The following is a 15,593-nucleotide window of genomic DNA, read 5'->3' on the forward strand; positions in this document are numbered from 1 at the left end:
AACACCGCGCGACTCTCAACCGGATTCGCCCAGCAGGTGGTTCGCGCGTTCCGTGCGCTGATGGAGCGCCGTGCGGCCGGTGCGCCGTGTCGACACCAGACCGGCGCCGCGCAGCGCGCCCAGGTGCTGGGAGACCGCGCTCGGGGTGATGCCCAGCCGGCCGGCGAGCGCCCCCGTGGTCAGGGGCTCCGCCAGCGCGGCGAGAAGTGCCGTCCTGGTGCGGCCGAGCACCGGGGCGAGCCCCGCCGGGGCCTCGGTGGAAGGCTCCCGGAGCAGACCGACGCCCTCCGCCGGATAGCGGATCGACGCGGCCGCCACCGGGGACTTGTCGACGCCCACGTTCGGCCAGTTGAACACGCTGGGCAGCAGGACCAGGCCGTGACCGCCCGCGTCGACCGTGTGCACCGAGTGCGGGGTGCGCCGTCCGTGCACCACCAACTGGCCTTCGTCCCAGGCGACATCCCGGTGCAGCCCGGCGAGGAGCGCGTGGACTCCGCCGTCCACCAGGGTGAGCGCCCGCCTGCCGATGTCGGATTCCAGCACCGCGCGCATCCGCCCCCACTGCGGGGCGATCAGGAGGTCGTGGCAGCGCAGGAGCGCTTCCGCGAGCCGCGGCAGCACCGCCGCCGGCCCGGGGGCCTCCTCCGCCGGCACGCCCACGACGGCGCCGTACTCCCGCCGGAAGAATGCCTCTTCCGTGGCCCGCAGCAGGTCCAACTCGGCCGTCACTGAAGGCAGCCGCTCCGGCGGCACCGGGAACAGGAACGACGGCAGCGGCCCACCGATCAGCGCCCGCAGCAGCGGCAGTTCACGCTCGCCCGCCAGCAGCGGCCGCGCGGCGCGCACCCACGGCTGGTGCACCGCGTGCCCGGCCGTGCCCAGCAGGATCCGAACGGCCAGCACGGTCTCGCCCAGCGGCGAGACGGCGAACCGCACCCTCGCGACCGACGCCGCGGTGAACCTGATCTCGACCGCCATCCGTGCCGCCCATCATGTAGCTGTGGCTGAACGATAGGCGGTCCCACGTCGTCGCCCCCACGCTGTCCGGCATGGAATTCTTCACCTCGTACGACGGAACCAGGCTCGCCTGTCGCGTGAGCGGGGACGGCCCGCCCGTGGTGTGCCTGCCGGGCGGACCACAGGAGTCGGCCTACCTGGGCGAGCTCGGCGGCCTGTCCGCGCACCGGCGCCTGATCATGCCGGACCTTCGCGGCACGGGGCGGTCCGCGATGCCCGCGGACCTCGCCTCCTGCCGCTGCGACCGGCTGGTCGACGACCTGGAGGCGCTTCGCGAGCACCTGGGCCTGGACCGGATGGACCTGCTCGCGCACTGCGCCGGCGCGAATCTGGCCGTGCAGTACGTGAGCCGCCTGCCGCACCGCGTGGGCAGGCTCGCGCTGATCACACCGAGCGTCCGGGCCGTCGGCATCGAGATCTCCGGAGAGCTGCGCCGCGACACCGTCCGGTCGCGCCGGGACGAGCCGTGGTTCCCGGAGGCCTTCGCGGCTCTGGAGGCGATCGGGGCGGGCCGGGCCACCCCGGCCTCCTGGCAGGCCGTCGCGCCGTTCTCCTACGGCCGCTGGGACGAGGCGGCCCGGGCCCACCGGGCCGCCGAGGAGGAGCGGCTGGACGGGAGGGTCGTGGCCGCCTTCAACGCCGAGGGTGCCTTCACTCCGGACACCACCCGCGCCTTGCTGACCCGGTTCGGGTCACCGGTCCTCGTGCTGGCCGGTGAGGTCGACCCGGGTGCCCCTCCGTCCACGTCGGCGGAACTCGCCGGGCTGTTCCCGCGTGCCGAGTTCGCGGTCCAGCCCGGAGCCGGGCACTTCCCGTGGCTCGACGACCCGGACCGGTTCGTGGCGACCGCCGTGGCCTTCCTGGGGCAGCCGGGCGCCCATCGCGGCCCTCTCCCCCGATGAAGACCGCCGACTGCCGGACGGTACGGCGCGGAAGGGCACCGGCCGCCTCGGCGGTCGGCGTTCCGCACACCGTCGTACGCACCCGTCGGACACCTGACGGTCAAGGCTCGACGGCTGCGGTGTCCGGGTCCGCGTGCGGTCGGTCCGGACTGCCGGGCACGACGAGACCCGATTCGTATCCCAGGATCACCAGTTGGGCCCGGTCGCGCGCACCGAGCCGGCCCATGATGCGGCTGACGTGCGTCTTGACGGTGAGCGGGCTCAGGTGCAGCACCCCCGCGATCTCGACGTTGTTGAGGCCCCGCGCGACCAGGGTCAGGACGCCCCGTTCGCGCGGCGACAGCGACCCCAGTCGCTCGGAGACGGCGGCGCCCGGCGCGACGGCGGCCTCCGGCAGCCGTAGAGCCCGGGCGATGATCCGGGCCGTGGGGCCGGGCGAGAGCAGCGCGTCGCCCGCCGCGACCGTACGGATCCCCTCGAGCAGCTCGGCCGGGCGGGTGTCCTTGACCAGGAAGCCGCCGGCGCCCGCGCGCAGTGCGTCGACGACGTGGTCGTCGGTGTCGTACGTGGTCAGCACCAGCACCCTGACCCCGGCCAGGCTCTTGTCGGCGGCGATCAGGCGGGTGGCCTCGATTCCGTCGAGATCCGGCATCCGGATGTCCATGACGATGACATCGGCGCCGGCGGTGCGTGCCAGCGCGACGGCCTCCCGGCCGGTTCGGGCCTCGCCGACGACCTCCATGTCCCGGCTCGCCCCGACGAGCATCGCGAAGGCCCCGCGTACCAGGGCCTGGTCGTCGGCGAGGACCACCCGGATCCTCCGCGCCGCGTCGTCGTTCATCGTGTGGCCTCCAGGGTCGCGCACAGCGGCAGATCGGCGCTGATGGCGAAGCCGTCGTTCGCCGGACGCGGTCCGGTGGTGAGCGTGCCGCCCACACTGCGGGCGCGCTCACGCATCCCGATCAGCCCGTATCCCGGAGACGGCGGCCGGGCTGCCGTGTCCCGCACCAGGACCCGCGGACCGTCGTCCTCGACGGTGAGGCGCAACCGCCCCCCGTTCACGGCCAGCGCGACCCGTACCCGGCATCCGGGAGCATGGCGTACGGCGTTGGTCAGAGCCTCCTGGACGATTCGGTACGCGGCGACCCCGACGGCCGGAGGAACCGCCGGCGGCTCGGCGTCGCCGAGGTCGACCGTCAGGCCTGCCGCCTCCGCCACCCTGGCCAGGTCGGGAAGCCCCGCCAGGCTCGGCACCGGTCCGGGGCGTTCGTCCGCCTGCCCCGCCCGCAGCACCTCCAGGGTGGCGCGCAGCTCGGCCCGGGCGTCCCGGCAGGTGTCCGAGATGCCCTCCAGGGTCTGGGCCAGCTGCGCCCGGTCGAGCAGCTCCGGATCCTCCCGGAGCACGTGCCCCGCGACCGACGCCTGCACCCCGATCACGGTGATGCTGTGCGCCAGCAGGTCGTGCAGGTCCCGGGCGATCCGCATGCGTTCATCCACCACCCGCCGGGCCGCCTCCTCCTCGCGGCTCAGCTCGGCGCGCTCGGCACGTTCCAGGACCGAGGCGACGTACCGGCGGTTGATCCGCACGGCGTCGCCCAGCACCACCACCGCGAGGATCCAGCCGCCGACGCGCAGTACGTCCCATGCCCCGCCCCGCCCGGCGACCACGGTCATCACCCCGGCCATGAGGGTGACGGACCCGACCAGGGTGGCGTACGTCCGCGGTCGAGGTCCCGCGACGGCCACCGAGTACAGCGCGACGAGGCTGGCCGGCAGCGCGGCCTGATGGACGTAGTCGAGCGCGTGGTAGGGGGCGATCAGGACGACTATCGCGAGCATGACGGCCATCGGCCGGTGCCGCCGCCACGCCAGGACGGCCGCGCTGCCGGTGAGCAGTCCCCAGCCCAGCGCGTCCGGACCGCGCCCCCCGCTCCCGGAGGCCACGGCGAGCACCGACTGCACCGCGCAGGTGCCGACCGCGAGCACGATGTCCTGACGCGTGATGCGAGGCGTCTTCGACACCACCGACACGATTCCCCTCCATCACGGGCTGCCATCACCGGCTGCCGTCACGCAGCCGGGTTCGGAAGCGGCGGGCCGGGCGAGGCGGCCCGGCCGCCGTTCAGACGGCGCTGGACGCGGTGTCGCCCGGCGTGCGCGCCGGTTCCGGCACACCGCCCACGAGGCAAGTCTGCCCGCCGCCGGTCCGGGCCGGCCGGGCGGGCCACCAAAGACGCCGCCCGAGCAGTTGTGCCGCGGCCGGCACCAGGAACGGCCGGACCAGGAAGGTGTCCAGCAGAACGCCGACAGCGATGACGAGACCCAGCTCGACCATGGACACCAGCGGGAGAACCGTCAGCACGCTGAATGTCGCCGCCAGGACGATTCCCGCCGAGGCGATGACACCGCCGGTCGCGGTGAGCGCCGGGATCACCGCGCCCTCCTGCCGCACCCTGTGCAGCAGGAAGATGCCGTAGTCCACCCCGAGCGCCACCAGGAAGACGAAGCTGAGGGTGGGCAGTGTCGCGTCCGCGCCCGCGAAGCCGAGGAGCGGGCCGAAGACCAGGACGCCGACTCCCAGCGCCGCCCCCCACACGGCCACCACCGCACCCAGCAGCAGCAAGGGTGCGACGAGGCTGCGCAGCAGGAGCGCGAGCAGGACGAAGACCACGGCCAGGACCAGGGGGATCACCAGGCCGCGATCGCTCGCGACCGAGGCCGCGGTGTCGATGTCCTGGGCGCTGTGGCCGCCGACCAGGGCCCGGTCGCCCAGCGTGGTGCGCAGCCTGGTGATGGTCGCGGCCTCCGCCCCGCTTTCCGGCTGGGCCGTCGTGGTGACACTGATCTCCGCCCAGCCCGAGGCGTCCCGGACGGTGGTCGCGGAGGTGACGCCCGGTACCCCGCGCACGTCCGCGACGACGGAGTGCGCGTCCGTCGTGTGCGCCAGTACCGTGACGGGCTGGCTGCTCCGCTCGGGGAAGGCCCGGGCGAGTTCCCGCATGACCGTCACGGACTCGGGCCGGGTCGTGAAGGCGTCCTCCCTGCGCAGCTGGCCGGGGAGGCCGTGAGCGCCGAGGGCCAGCGCGCCGACCACGATCGTGCCCGTCAGCAGGACGGCGACGGGACGCCGGGTGACGAGGCCGCCGATCCGGTCGTACATCCCGCGCCGGGTGGCGGCCTCGCCGGCGTACGCGGGAATGAGCGGCCAGAAGACGCGCCGCCCCAGCATCACCAGCACCGCCGGCAGCAGCGTGGTCATCACCGCCAGCGCGCACAGCACGCCGACCGCGCCGGTCGGCCCCATGGCCCGCGTGCTGTTGAGGTCGGCGAGCAGGAGCACGGCGAGCCCCGCCACCACGGTGCCCGCGGACGTCACGATGGCCGGCATGGTGTTTCGCCAGGCCCGGCGCATCGCGTCGTACGCCCTCTCGGTACGGCGCAGTTCCTCCCGGTAGCGGGCGATGAGAAGCAGGGCGTAGTCGGTTCCGGCGCCGAAGACCAGGATGGTCATGACGGCGCTGCTCATCGTGTTGACAGTCAGCCCGAACGCGTCGACCAGCGCGTACGCGGATGCCATCGCGCCGACCGCCGCCACCCCGGTGCACAGCAGGGGCAGCAGCCACAGGAAGGGGCTTCGGTACGTGAGGACCAGCAGTACGGCCACGACGACGAGGGTGACCACGAGCAGGATGCCGTCGATCCGGCCGTAGGTCTCGTCCATGTCCGAGGCCAGGGCGCCCGGCCCGCCGACGCGCACGATCAGACCGCCGGTACGTCCGTCGGCCGCGAGGGTGCGCACCTCCCGGACGACGTCCTTGCCGTCCTCCTCCGACGCGGCGATCGCCACCGGCACCATCAGGGTGCCGCCGTCGTCAGCCACGATCTGCTTCGGCGCGCCGCCGACCAGGTCGAACTCCCTGTCCACGGCGGCGGCCTGACGCGCCGCGACGGCCCGGTCGGCGGGCGTCAGCCCGCCGGCCCGCCGGTAGACGAGGACCAGGTCCGTCGTGCCGCCGCCCGGCATCTCGGCCACGATCCTCGCGACCTTCGTCGACTGGGCGGCGGCCGGCAGGTAGTCCACCTCGCCGTCCTTCGTCTCGCCGCCCAGCGCGCCGGCGAAGGGCAGCGCGAGCGCCACCACGGCGACCCAGAGTGCCAGTACGGCCCAGGGCAACCATCTTTTCCGAGATGATCGAGTGCTTTCCATGGGCACCAGCCTTCCGGCCCGGTCCCCGCCCCCGCGTCCCGCCGACGTCTGAATCCTCCGTTACTCCGCACGGCGCTGTGCGGGGGCCGTTACTCCCGCGGGAGTAGTCCGCGCCGTGTGTCCGTCGGCACGACCATGGACGGCAACGACGACGACGGCCGGGTTCCTCGCCGGTGCCGGTCCTTCACCAGGGCGTCGGCGCCGGAGGCGGCACCACCGCCGGGCGGTCGTCGCAGGTGATGGTGTTCGGCAGTTCCCAGGACGCCAGCCAGGGGCCCGTCGTACCGCCCCCGTCGTTGCCGCCGAGGTCGTTCACCGTGAACTCGGAGCCGGTGGCGGGGAAGTTGAAGGAGCCGCAGTTGTTGACGCCGACCGCGCCGACGTTGCGGGCGTCCACGTTCTCGAACGACGCCGAACCGGCGGAGCGGGCGCTGAGCACGGAGGTGCCGGTGCCGTCCACCTGGATGTCCTTGAAACGGACGCCTCGGATCGCGTACTTGTCCTTCACCGGGAAGTCGGACACCAGCATGACCGCGTTGTAGGTGTTGTCGAGGAAGTGGTCGCCGGTGACCTGGATGTCGGCGTCGATGTCCCGCTCCAGGGCGTAGAACCAGATGGCTCCCAGACCGATCTTCCAGTTGAGTTCGAACGGACCCGAGCGGACGGTCGTGTTGTCCGTGATCCTCAGCCGTCCGGTGAACGGCTCGGCGCCGAACCGGGAGCCGACCTGGATGGCGCTGCCCTCCCTGACGGGGTCGGCCACGAGGTTGCCGGTGACGGTGTTGTCGGTGCCGCCGTACAGGGCGATGCCGTTGGCGAGGACCGGGGACTGCACGGTGTTGTGGGCGAAGACGTTGCGCGCGTCGCCGGTCTTCTCCGACCACATGGCCAGACCGTCGTCGCCGGTGTTGCGCACGAAGGTGTCCGAGACGCTGGAATCGGTCACGCCGGTATGGAAGTTGAGGCCGTCGGCGATCTGGTCGGCGATCACGGTGCGGGTGACCCGCAGCCGGGTCATCGGGCCGTCGAACCACATGCCGACCTTGGTGTGGTGGAGGTAGAGACCGTCGATCGTCGAGTCGCTCAGCGCCCCGCCGATGGCGTTGACCTGGTCGGTGTCGACGCGTTCGCGTACGTCGCCCTCGACGGCGAATCCCGAGAGGTGGACGTGGTGGCTGCCGCCGTCCGCCGCGTCCTTGCCGTAGAAGCCCACCCCGGTGTGCACCGAGCCGTCGGGGGCGGGCGTGTCGAGAGTGACCTGGTGGCCCTTGACGGTGGTGTACCAGCTGCCGGCCCCGACGATCGTCACGTCGTCCACGGTGATGTGGCGGTTCACCTGGTACGTGCCCGGTGGCAGGTACACCTTGAGGTGCCGCTTCTCGGCGTACGCGACGGCCCGGTCGAAGGCGTCGCCGGCGTCGCGCCGGCCGGTGGGGTCGGCCCCGAACGCGATGACGTTCGCGGCGTGCTTCTCGACGTGCGGCGCGCCGACGAGCTGGGTGTCGAGGAGGTCGATCACGGTCCAGGCGGCGGCGCTGTGCTTCGGCGCGGTGAGGCGGACGGTGTCGCCGGCCGCGTACCGCCTGCCGAGCAGCAGTCGCTGTTCGTCGTAGAAGTGGCTCGGCCGGAACGGTTTGTCGATGGCGGGCGCGGGGGTGGTGGCGGCGGGCACGCAGCCGCACTCGGTGATCCACCAGTCGGGGTGCAGCAGGTCGCCCTGGGGGTCGTTGCTGAACGGGTACTGGTTGTAGAGCCAGGAGTACCGCGAGGTGAGGGTCATCGTGGTGGGCCGGCCGCCGCCCACGGAGACGTCGAGGGGTGCGGTGATGCCGCCGCCCCGCGCGGCGTCGGGGATGCTGTAGCGCACGGTGAGGGCGTTGGCCGCGCGCGGGAGGGTGAACTCGACGTACTGGCCGGGCTCCAGGCGCACCGCCGTGCGCCCGGAGGCCTCCGAGGGCAGCGTGTAGGCGGTGCGGTCGGGGCCGATGACGGTGCCGTTCGTCGCCGCGTTCTCCGCCTCCTGCTCGGCGAAGTCCACCGCGGCCCCCCGGCCCGCGACGAGGGCGGGATCGAGCCCGGCGCGGGTCACCACCGGGGCGGCCGGCCCGCCGCCACCGTGCCCCGACGCCGCCGCCGGGACGGGTGTGCCGAGTCCGAGCAGGAGTCCGGCGCCGGCGGCGGTCAGTGCCACGAGCGTCCGGGCCGGTCTTCGCGCGCGGTCCCGGATCCGCTCCGCACTCGCGTGGACGGTGTGTCGCGCCATCGGGTTCTCGTTTCTCTGGGAGCGGAGGACACCGAGGGCAGCTCGGTGCACGGCGGCGCGACGGGTAGGGCCGTGCCGCTGCGTACCGGGACATTAGGGCGCCGAGGAACGGCCGACAAGACGTCAGACTCGAACTTCCATGAATCAGTTGAGATTCTGCAAGTGCAAGTCGATTTCTTGCGGGCCGATTTCCGCGGACCGCCGTCGTTAAGCCGTCACCCCGGGCCTCGCGGCCAGTTCGCCGCGCGCGCGGGCGGCGGCGCCGACGGGAACTGCGTCGGAGGCCAGGGCGGCCCGCACCAGACGGACGGGGTGACCGCTGACCGGGGGGTCGGCGGCGAGGGCGGACCGGATGAAGGGGTCCAGCAGGGACCAGGCCCGGCTGACGCCACCGCCGACGACCACCGTGGTGATGTCGGCGACGCCCGCCGTGATCACGATGGCGCGGGCGACCCCCGCTCCCGCCTCCCGGTACACGGCGAGGGCGTTCTCGTCGCCGAGGGCGGCGGCCTCGGCCACCTCACGGGCGGTGCGATGGCGGCCGGTGCGGTCGGCGTAACGGGCCGCGACGGCGCGGCCGGAGGCCAGCGTCTCCAGGTGGCCGCGGCCTCCGCAGGAGCAGGGCAGGTCCCCGAAGCCGGGGATGTGCCCGATCTCCCCGGCCGCGCCGTGCGGGCCTGCGTACAGGGAGCCGTTGGTCCACAGGGCGCCGCCGACACCGGTCCCCAGCGTCATGCCGAGGACGTCGGTCTCGCCTTGCACCGCCCCGCCGTTGACCTCTCCGTAGAGGAAGGCGTTGACGTCGTTGTCCAGGTAGGCCGGGACACCGAGGCCGTCCTCGACGGCGGCGGTGACGGCGAAACCGGCCCAGCCGTGGAAGGAGTCGCTCGCGACCAGGATGCGGCCGTTCGCGGAGTCCACCACCCCGGCGGCACCGATCCCGGCGCCCACCAGGCGGCCCGGGACCCGGGCCAGCAGCGGGGCGAGGGCGTCGAGCGCGGCGCCGACCATGGCCCGGCCGCCGTCGCGCGCGGGGGTGGCGGTCTCCGCCCGGTCGAGGACCGTCAGGTCGTCCGAGCAGACCACCACCTGCGTGGTGGTGCCGCCGATGTCGATGCCGGCGAACAGCGGCCGGGGTGAGCTGGGCATGGCAGGGTCCTGCGGTTCGTGGGGGGAGGGAACGGGTCGGGTCACGCCTGGGCCTCCGCACGGCCGGCCGCGAGTGCGGCCAGGCGCTCGGCCCTGCGGGCCCGCTGCACCAGCGGGTCGGGCACCGGCACGGCGGCCAGCAGGCGTCGGGTGTAGTCGGTCTCCGGGTGCAGCAGGGTCGTCCCGGTGGAGCCCTGCTCCTCGATCCGGCCCGCGCGCATCACGACGACCTGCTGGGCGAAGTTCTGTACGACGGCCAGGTCGTGGGAGACGAACAGGCAGGCGAAGCCCAGTTCGCCCTGGAGTTCGGTGATCACTTCCAGGACGGCTTCCTGCACGCTCACGTCGAGCGCGCTGGTGGGTTCGTCCGCGACCAGCAGCCGGGGTTCGAGCACCAGGGCGCGGGCCAGGCTGACCCGCTGACGCTGTCCCCCGGACAGTTCCCGGGGCGCTCTGCGGGCCACCTCACGGGGCAGCCGTACCTGGTCGAGGACGGCGGCGACCCTGGTCTGCCGGTCCTTGGCGGTCAGGTTCCGACGGTGTACGCGCAGCGGTTCGGCCACGCACTCGCCGATCGTCATCCGGGCGTCGAGGGAGGCCACCGGGTCCTGGAGGACGACGCCGATGCCGGCCCGCAGTGCGCGCCGGGCGCGGGCACGGGCGCGGCCGAGGTCGGTTCCGAACAGGGAGACGGTGCCGGAGGTGGGCGGGATCAGCCCGAGGGCGACCCGGGCCGCCGTCGACTTGCCCGAGCCGGACTCGCCGACCAGGCCGAGGGTCTGGGCCGGCCCGACCCGGAACGACACCTTGTCGAGGGCGTGCACGGCGCTCCCGCCACGGCCGAACACCACGCTGATGTCGCGCAGTTCGACCACCGGTTCGCCCACGCTCTCGCCGGGGCCCGCGGCCGGCCGTGCGGCCGACGCGGTGCGCGCGGTGTCCGACGCGGTGCGCGCGGTGTCCGACGCGGTGTGCGCGGCGTCCGGCGCGGTCCCTGCGGTGTCCGTCGCGGTGCGCTCAGCGTCCGGCGCGGTCCCCGCCGTGTCCGACGCGGTGCGGGCGGCGTCCGGCCCCGTCCCCGCGGGTTCGTCGGTCGCTGTCGCGGGCTCGGCGACGGACAGCCGGGGTACGGCGGCCAGCAGGCGCCGGGTGTAGTCGTGGGCCGGGCGCAGGAGGACATCCTCGACCGGCCCGGTCTCCACGATCTCCCCGTGGTACATGACGGCGACCCGGTCCGCGAAGTCCGCGACGACGCCCATGTTGTGGGTGACGAGCAGCACGCCGGTGCCGGTCTCGGCGGCCAGCCGACGCAGCAGGTCGAGGATCTCGGCCTGCACGGTCACGTCGAGGGCGGTGGTCGGCTCGTCGGCGATGAGCAGCCGGGGCTCGTTGGCGATGGCCATGGCGATGACGACGCGCTGACGCTGCCCGCCGGAGAGCTGGAACGGGTAGGCGCGGGCCCGCTTGCCCGGGTCCGGGATGCCGACCCGGCGCAGCAGTTCGACGGCCTCGGCGGCCGCGTCCCTGGCACTCACCTCGCGGTGGTTGCGGATCACCTCGGCGATCTGCCTGCCGATCCGGGTGAGCGGGTCGAGCGCGGTGGCCGGCTCCTGGAAGACCATGGAGACGGTCCTTCCGCGCAGCGCCGCGAGATCGTTCTCCGGGGTACCGACGATCTGGGTGCCGTCGATCACGGCGCTGCCGGTGGCGCGGGCGTTCGCGGTGAGCAGGCCCATCGCGGCGAGCGCGATCGTCGACTTGCCGGAGCCGGACTCGCCGACCAGGGCCAGCGTCTCGCCCGGGCGGACCTGGAGGGACACGCCCCTGACCGCCGGTATCTCACCGGTCTCGGTGGTGAAGACGACGCCGAGGCCGTCGAGTTCGAGGATCGGCTCGGGGGCCGCGGCGCGGTCGTGGGAGCCGTTCGTGGTGGCGGTCATCCGCGTCCCCTCACATCGAATGCGTCGCGGAGTCCGTCCCCGATCGCGTTGAACGCCCACACCACCAGGATGATGGCCAGGCCGGGCGGCAGGATCAGCCACCAGTAGCCGGAGTAGGCGGCGGTGAGACCGGCGGAGAGCATGCCGCCCCAGTCGGTCTGCGGCGGCCTGACCCCCATGCCGAGGTAGGAGACGTACGCGACCAGCAGGATGGCGTCGGCGACCTGGAAGGTGGCGGCGACGATCACTGTCGAGACCGAGTTCGGCAGGATGTGCCGCAGGATCGCCCGGGCGTGCGTGCCGCCGATGGCGCGCAGGGTCAGGACGTAGTCCCGGTTCTTCAGGGTCAGGGTCTCGGCACGGACCAGCCGGGAGGGCACCAGCCAGGACACGAGGCCGAGGATGAGGACGAGTCCGGCGAGGCCGGGGGTGGTGATGGCGGAGACCACCAGCAGGATGAAGAGCGCGGGGATCGCGATGCCCGCGTCGACGATCCGCATCATCACGGCGTCGATCCAGCCGCCCGCGTATCCGGCGGCGGCCCCCCACAGCGTGCCGATGCAGGTGGCGAGGATGCCCGCGGCGAGGCCGACGATCAGCGAGACCTTGCCGCCGTACATGAGCCGGCCCAGCTCGTCGTGGCCGACGGCGTCGGTGCCGAGCCAGTGGCCGCCGCTGGGGGCGAGGTTGACCTGTTCGAGCAGGGTGTGGGTCTGGTCGGTGGAGTACACCAGCGGACCGGCGAAGCAGAACAGGAAGAAGAAGACCACGACGGCGAGTCCGACGACGGCCAGTCTGTTGCGCAGGAAGCGCCGGACGGCGAGTCGTGCGCCGGTGGCCTCTCGCGGCTCGGCCGCCTTCGTCGGGACCGCGTCCGGCTGGATGACGGCGCTCATGCCCGGCCTGCCTTCACTCGGGGGTCGATGATCCGCTGGACGATGTCGGCGAGCAGCGTGCCGGTGACGGTGGCGACGGCGATCACCAGGACGCAGCCCAGCAGTACGGGGTAGTCGGAGGACTGCGCCGCCGTCCAGAACAGCAGCCCCATGCCGGGGTAGTTGAAGAGCTGCTCGACGACCAGCGCACCGCCGAAGAGGACGGGGATGTAGTAGCCGAGCATGGCCACCACGGGTGTCAGGGAGTTGCGGAACACGTGCCGCACCAGGATGGCGCGGGACCGGGAGCCGCCCGCCCTGGCGGTGCGGACGTAGTCCTCGGAGAGGTTCTCCAGGGTGGCGGCCCGCATGTACCGGCTGAACACGGCGATCATGGAGGCCGCTCCCGCGAATACCGGCAGCACCAGGCCCTGCGGGTCGGAGAAGACCTGGCCCAGGGTCTCGCCCTGCGGAGCCTGCGAGGGGAACCACGCCAGCTCCTGGCTGAAGACGAGCACCAGGATCAGCCCGAGGAAGTACACGGGCGTGGAGTACGCGATGAAGCTCAGCGTGGTGATGACGTAGTCCGCGGCCTTGTTGCGGCGCACGGCCTGCCACATGCCCATCGGGATGGCGAGGACGAGACCCACGACGGCCGACAGCAGGGTGAGGACCAGGGTCTTCGGCAGTCGTTCGCCGATGAGCTGGGAGACCGGCTCGTTGAGGGTGTAGGAGGTTCCGAGGTCCCCGCGCAGCAGCTGTCCCAGGTAGTGGAAGTACTGCACGGGCAGGGACTTGTCGAGGCCCTGTTCGTGGTTGAAGGCGGCGATCTGCTGTGCGGTCGCCTGGGGGCCGAGGATCCCGCGCGCGGGGCCGCCGGGAAGCGCGTGCAGCAGGCCGAAGACGACGATGGTCACGATGACGATCACCGCGACGGCCTGGAGGACACGTCTGATCAGATACGAGGAAGTACTCATGTGTTTTCCGGTCGCTTCGTCTCTGTGGCGCGCGGGCGTCACCTGGACAGGGGCGTCACCGCGGCAGGGATGCCGGGGTGACGCGGGTGCGCGAGGGGTGGGCGCGGGCCCGGGCCGGCCGCCGGTGCGGCCGGGCGCCCCGGGCCCGCGCGGGCACCGACCGGCCTACTTGGTCCACTTCCACATGGCCGGGTGGAAGTTGGCGAGCGAGTCCTGGGAGAAGCCGCCGAGACCGTTCCTGACCACGGAGATCTGGTAGTCGGGCTCCGGCAGCCAGATCACCGGGAGGTCCTTGGCGAGCGCGGCGCTGTAGTTCTGCACCGCCTCGTCCGAGGAGGACGTCGTGGTCTGGGTGATCAGCTTGTCGACGGCGGCGTTGGAGTAGCTGCCGAAGTTGGAGCCGCCGCCCGTGGCGAAGAGCGAGTCACCGCTGGGGTAGGCCGGGAAGTACCAGCTGCCCGCGGTGCCGAAGAAGGACAGCTGCCAGGAGCAGCCGGCATCGCCGGACTTGCACTGACCGGCCTGCGAGAGCACGGAGTTGACCGGGGCGGTCTTGATGCCGAACTTGATGCCGGTCTTCGCGAACGACGACTGCAGGGCGCTCATCATGTTGTCGGTCACGGTCGAGCCGGACTGGGACAGCACCTGCATCTCGAACTTGGTGCCCTTGTCGACGCCCGCGCCGCACTGGTTCGCGCCGGTGCCGGGGGTGTTGCACACCATGGTGCCGCCCTGCTCGGTCCAACCGTGGTCGGTGAGCAGCTTCTTCGCCTTGGCGGTGTCGAAGGGGTAGGGGTTGTTCTTCTGGTCGGACGAGACGAAGGACGACTCCTGGCCCTGCGGGATCGGGCCGTAGGTGGAGACGGCGCTGCCGTTGAAGACCACCTTGGACAGGGTCGTCTGGTCCACCGACATCTGGATCGCCTGGCGGGCGTACAGCTGCTTGAACACCGGCCCCATGGCGGGGTTGTTGAAGTTGTACGGCATGTAGGTGATCGCCCAGCCGCTCCACGGCTTGACCGAGTAGCCCTTGGCCTTGAAGGCGGCCTCCTGGCCGAGGTCCGAGGCGTTGATGTAGCCGTAGTCGACGGTGCCCGCGCGGAGGGCGTTCTCCTCGGCCTCGGTGGTGGTGAAGGGCAGCAGGTTGACGTTCTTGATGTTGGCCTTGCCGCCGCCGTCGTACTTCGCGTTGGCGGTCAGCTCGACCCGGCCCGCGGTGGAGAACGACTTGATGGTGTACGGGCCGCTGACCGTCTTCCACAGCGGGTCGCTCGCGTAGCCGGAGATCTTCTTGGCGGCGTTGTTGAGGTAGGTCCACACCTGCTTGGCGCCGGCGGCGGTACGGTCCAGGTCGGAGACGGCACCCGAGTCGCCGGTCTTGTCCCAGACGTGCTGCGGGATCGGGCGGATCATGCTCAGCTCGTTGGCGAGCATCCACTGCTGGTTGTAGGCCTTGTCGAAGGTGATCGTGAAGTGCGTGTCGTCGACCGTCTTGAAGGACGTCCAGTTGTCCGGCGCCTTGCCCGGGCTGTAGCTCGCCCAGTCCGCCTTGTTCGCCTTGACCAGGTTGAACCAGAACTCGACGTCGCGGGAGGTGATCGGCTTGCCGTCGCTCCAGTGCCGCTGCCCGAGGGTGATCGTCACGCTCTTGCTGTCCGCGGCGAACTTCGCGTCGGTGGCCAGCGAGTTGTCCTTGTTCCAGCCGACCGTGCCGGTGGAGCCGTCGTACGCGATCAGCGGCTCCCAGGCGGCCTGGGATATGGAGGAGTTGTTGGTGTTCAGGTGCGCGGCGGTGCCGATCGGGAGGATCCAGTTCGGCGTGAAGTTCGCCGGCAGCGCGTAGTCGATGGTGTCCGAAGACGCCGGACCGGACGACGAGGTGCCACCGCCGGAACAGCCGGTGACCAGCGCGCCGGTGATGACGGCGGCACCCGCGACGAGGGCCCAGCGGCGGCCGGCGGCCGTGGGAGCAAGGAACATGGCTCTCCTCAGAGTGAAAGAACCCGCAAACGTCATGGGAGGTCCCAAACCGGCGCCGCGGGGTCGGCGCTGCGTATGGCGACAGTCAACGACGGACACGCCGAACAAACAAACAAAAACGAATAACAACTAAGTTACTGCGATCTCGAAAAAAGTCCGATCCCCTCGTTCCGGGCGCCTTAATCGGTAGCTATGTACCGATTTGAGATAGATTTGATCTGCGTCAGCGCTCGCGGCTTTCCCAGGAGAGCCGTTCCCCGTCGGCCGGAACGGGCGTACTGTC

Annotated in this window: 11 protein-coding genes; 1 reads left to right on the forward strand and 10 read right to left on the reverse strand. The window is 72.1% G+C overall.

The window, feature by feature from the left end:
• Nucleotides 1–15: 15 nt before the first annotated feature.
• Nucleotides 16–978, reverse strand: a complete 963-nt coding sequence (locus ACFY3I_RS06150; protein ID WP_390859566.1) for a DUF5937 family protein — start codon at nucleotides 976–978, stop codon at nucleotides 16–18.
• 71 nt (nucleotides 979–1,049) lie between these two features.
• Here ACFY3I_RS06150 and ACFY3I_RS06155 point away from each other — a divergent pair, with 71 nt between their 5' ends.
• A complete protein-coding gene (locus ACFY3I_RS06155; protein WP_390859567.1) occupies nucleotides 1,050–1,919 on the forward strand; it encodes an alpha/beta fold hydrolase in 870 nt (289 codons plus the stop codon).
• A 100-nt stretch (nucleotides 1,920–2,019) separates the two neighbouring features.
• Here ACFY3I_RS06155 and ACFY3I_RS06160 read toward each other — a convergent pair whose 3' ends face one another.
• The 9 genes from ACFY3I_RS06160 to ACFY3I_RS06200 all read right to left on the reverse strand — a co-directional run bounded on the left by ACFY3I_RS06160 (nucleotide 2,020) and on the right by ACFY3I_RS06200 (nucleotide 15,310).
• The gene (locus ACFY3I_RS06160; RefSeq protein WP_390859568.1) at nucleotides 2,020–2,760 is read right to left on the reverse strand and encodes a response regulator; all 741 of its coding nucleotides are present in this window, start codon (nucleotides 2,758–2,760) and stop codon (nucleotides 2,020–2,022) included.
• On the reverse strand, nucleotides 2,757–3,941 hold the full coding sequence (locus ACFY3I_RS06165) for a sensor histidine kinase (protein ID WP_390859569.1): 1,185 nt from the start codon (nucleotides 3,939–3,941) through the stop codon (nucleotides 2,757–2,759). Before ACFY3I_RS06165 ends, ACFY3I_RS06160 begins: the two co-directional genes overlap by 4 nt.
• A 100-nt stretch (nucleotides 3,942–4,041) precedes the next feature.
• A complete protein-coding gene (locus ACFY3I_RS06170) occupies nucleotides 4,042–6,093 on the reverse strand; it encodes an MMPL family transporter (RefSeq protein ID WP_390859570.1) in 2,052 nt (683 codons plus the stop codon).
• A 217-nt stretch (nucleotides 6,094–6,310) separates the two neighbouring features.
• A complete protein-coding gene (locus ACFY3I_RS06175) occupies nucleotides 6,311–8,389 on the reverse strand; it encodes a glycosyl hydrolase family 28-related protein (RefSeq protein ID WP_390859571.1) in 2,079 nt (692 codons plus the stop codon).
• Nucleotides 8,390–8,596: 207 nt separating this feature from the next.
• Complete coding sequence (locus ACFY3I_RS06180; RefSeq protein WP_390859572.1) at nucleotides 8,597–9,538, reverse strand: ROK family protein; 942 nt, start codon at nucleotides 9,536–9,538, stop codon at nucleotides 8,597–8,599.
• Nucleotides 9,539–9,579: 41 nt separating this feature from the next.
• A complete protein-coding gene (locus ACFY3I_RS06185) occupies nucleotides 9,580–11,478 on the reverse strand; it encodes a dipeptide ABC transporter ATP-binding protein (protein WP_390859573.1) in 1,899 nt (632 codons plus the stop codon).
• A complete protein-coding gene (locus ACFY3I_RS06190) occupies nucleotides 11,475–12,374 on the reverse strand; it encodes an ABC transporter permease (RefSeq protein WP_390859574.1) in 900 nt (299 codons plus the stop codon). The genes ACFY3I_RS06185 and ACFY3I_RS06190 overlap by 4 nt, the downstream gene beginning before the upstream one ends.
• Complete coding sequence (locus tag ACFY3I_RS06195; protein WP_365289278.1) at nucleotides 12,371–13,330, reverse strand: ABC transporter permease; 960 nt, start codon at nucleotides 13,328–13,330, stop codon at nucleotides 12,371–12,373. Before ACFY3I_RS06195 ends, ACFY3I_RS06190 begins: the two co-directional genes overlap by 4 nt.
• A gap of 165 nt (nucleotides 13,331–13,495) precedes the next feature.
• Nucleotides 13,496–15,310 carry a peptide ABC transporter substrate-binding protein gene (locus ACFY3I_RS06200; RefSeq protein ID WP_390859575.1) on the reverse strand — a complete coding sequence of 605 codons (1,815 nt, stop codon included), beginning with the start codon at nucleotides 15,308–15,310 and terminating at the stop codon, nucleotides 13,496–13,498.
• Between the last annotated feature and the right edge of the window lie 283 nt (nucleotides 15,311–15,593).

It is taken from the genome of Streptomyces sp. NPDC001068 (genome assembly GCF_042897315.1).
In the GTDB taxonomy this organism is placed as follows: domain Bacteria; phylum Actinomycetota; class Actinomycetes; order Streptomycetales; family Streptomycetaceae; genus Streptomyces.

What these genes read in the sequence shown, in the direction of transcription:
- ACFY3I_RS06150 (WP_390859566.1), bottom strand. Translation starts at nt 978, where the DNA reads ATGGCGGTCGAGATCAGGTTCACCGCGGCGTCGGTCGCGAGGGTGCGG.
- ACFY3I_RS06155 (WP_390859567.1), top strand. Translation starts at nt 1,050, where the DNA reads ATGGAATTCTTCACCTCGTACGACGGAACCAGGCTCGCCTGTCGCGTG.
- ACFY3I_RS06160 (WP_390859568.1), bottom strand. Translation starts at nt 2,760, where the DNA reads ATGAACGACGACGCGGCGCGGAGGATCCGGGTGGTCCTCGCCGACGAC.
- ACFY3I_RS06175 (WP_390859571.1), bottom strand. Translation starts at nt 8,389, where the DNA reads ATGGCGCGACACACCGTCCACGCGAGTGCGGAGCGGATCCGGGACCGC.
- ACFY3I_RS06180 (WP_390859572.1), bottom strand. Translation starts at nt 9,538, where the DNA reads ATGCCCAGCTCACCCCGGCCGCTGTTCGCCGGCATCGACATCGGCGGC.
- ACFY3I_RS06185 (WP_390859573.1), bottom strand. Translation starts at nt 11,478, where the DNA reads ATGACCGCCACCACGAACGGCTCCCACGACCGCGCCGCGGCCCCCGAG.
- ACFY3I_RS06190 (WP_390859574.1), bottom strand. Translation starts at nt 12,374, where the DNA reads ATGAGCGCCGTCATCCAGCCGGACGCGGTCCCGACGAAGGCGGCCGAG.
- ACFY3I_RS06195 (WP_365289278.1), bottom strand. Translation starts at nt 13,330, where the DNA reads ATGAGTACTTCCTCGTATCTGATCAGACGTGTCCTCCAGGCCGTCGCG.
- ACFY3I_RS06200 (WP_390859575.1), bottom strand. Translation starts at nt 15,310, where the DNA reads ATGTTCCTTGCTCCCACGGCCGCCGGCCGCCGCTGGGCCCTCGTCGCG.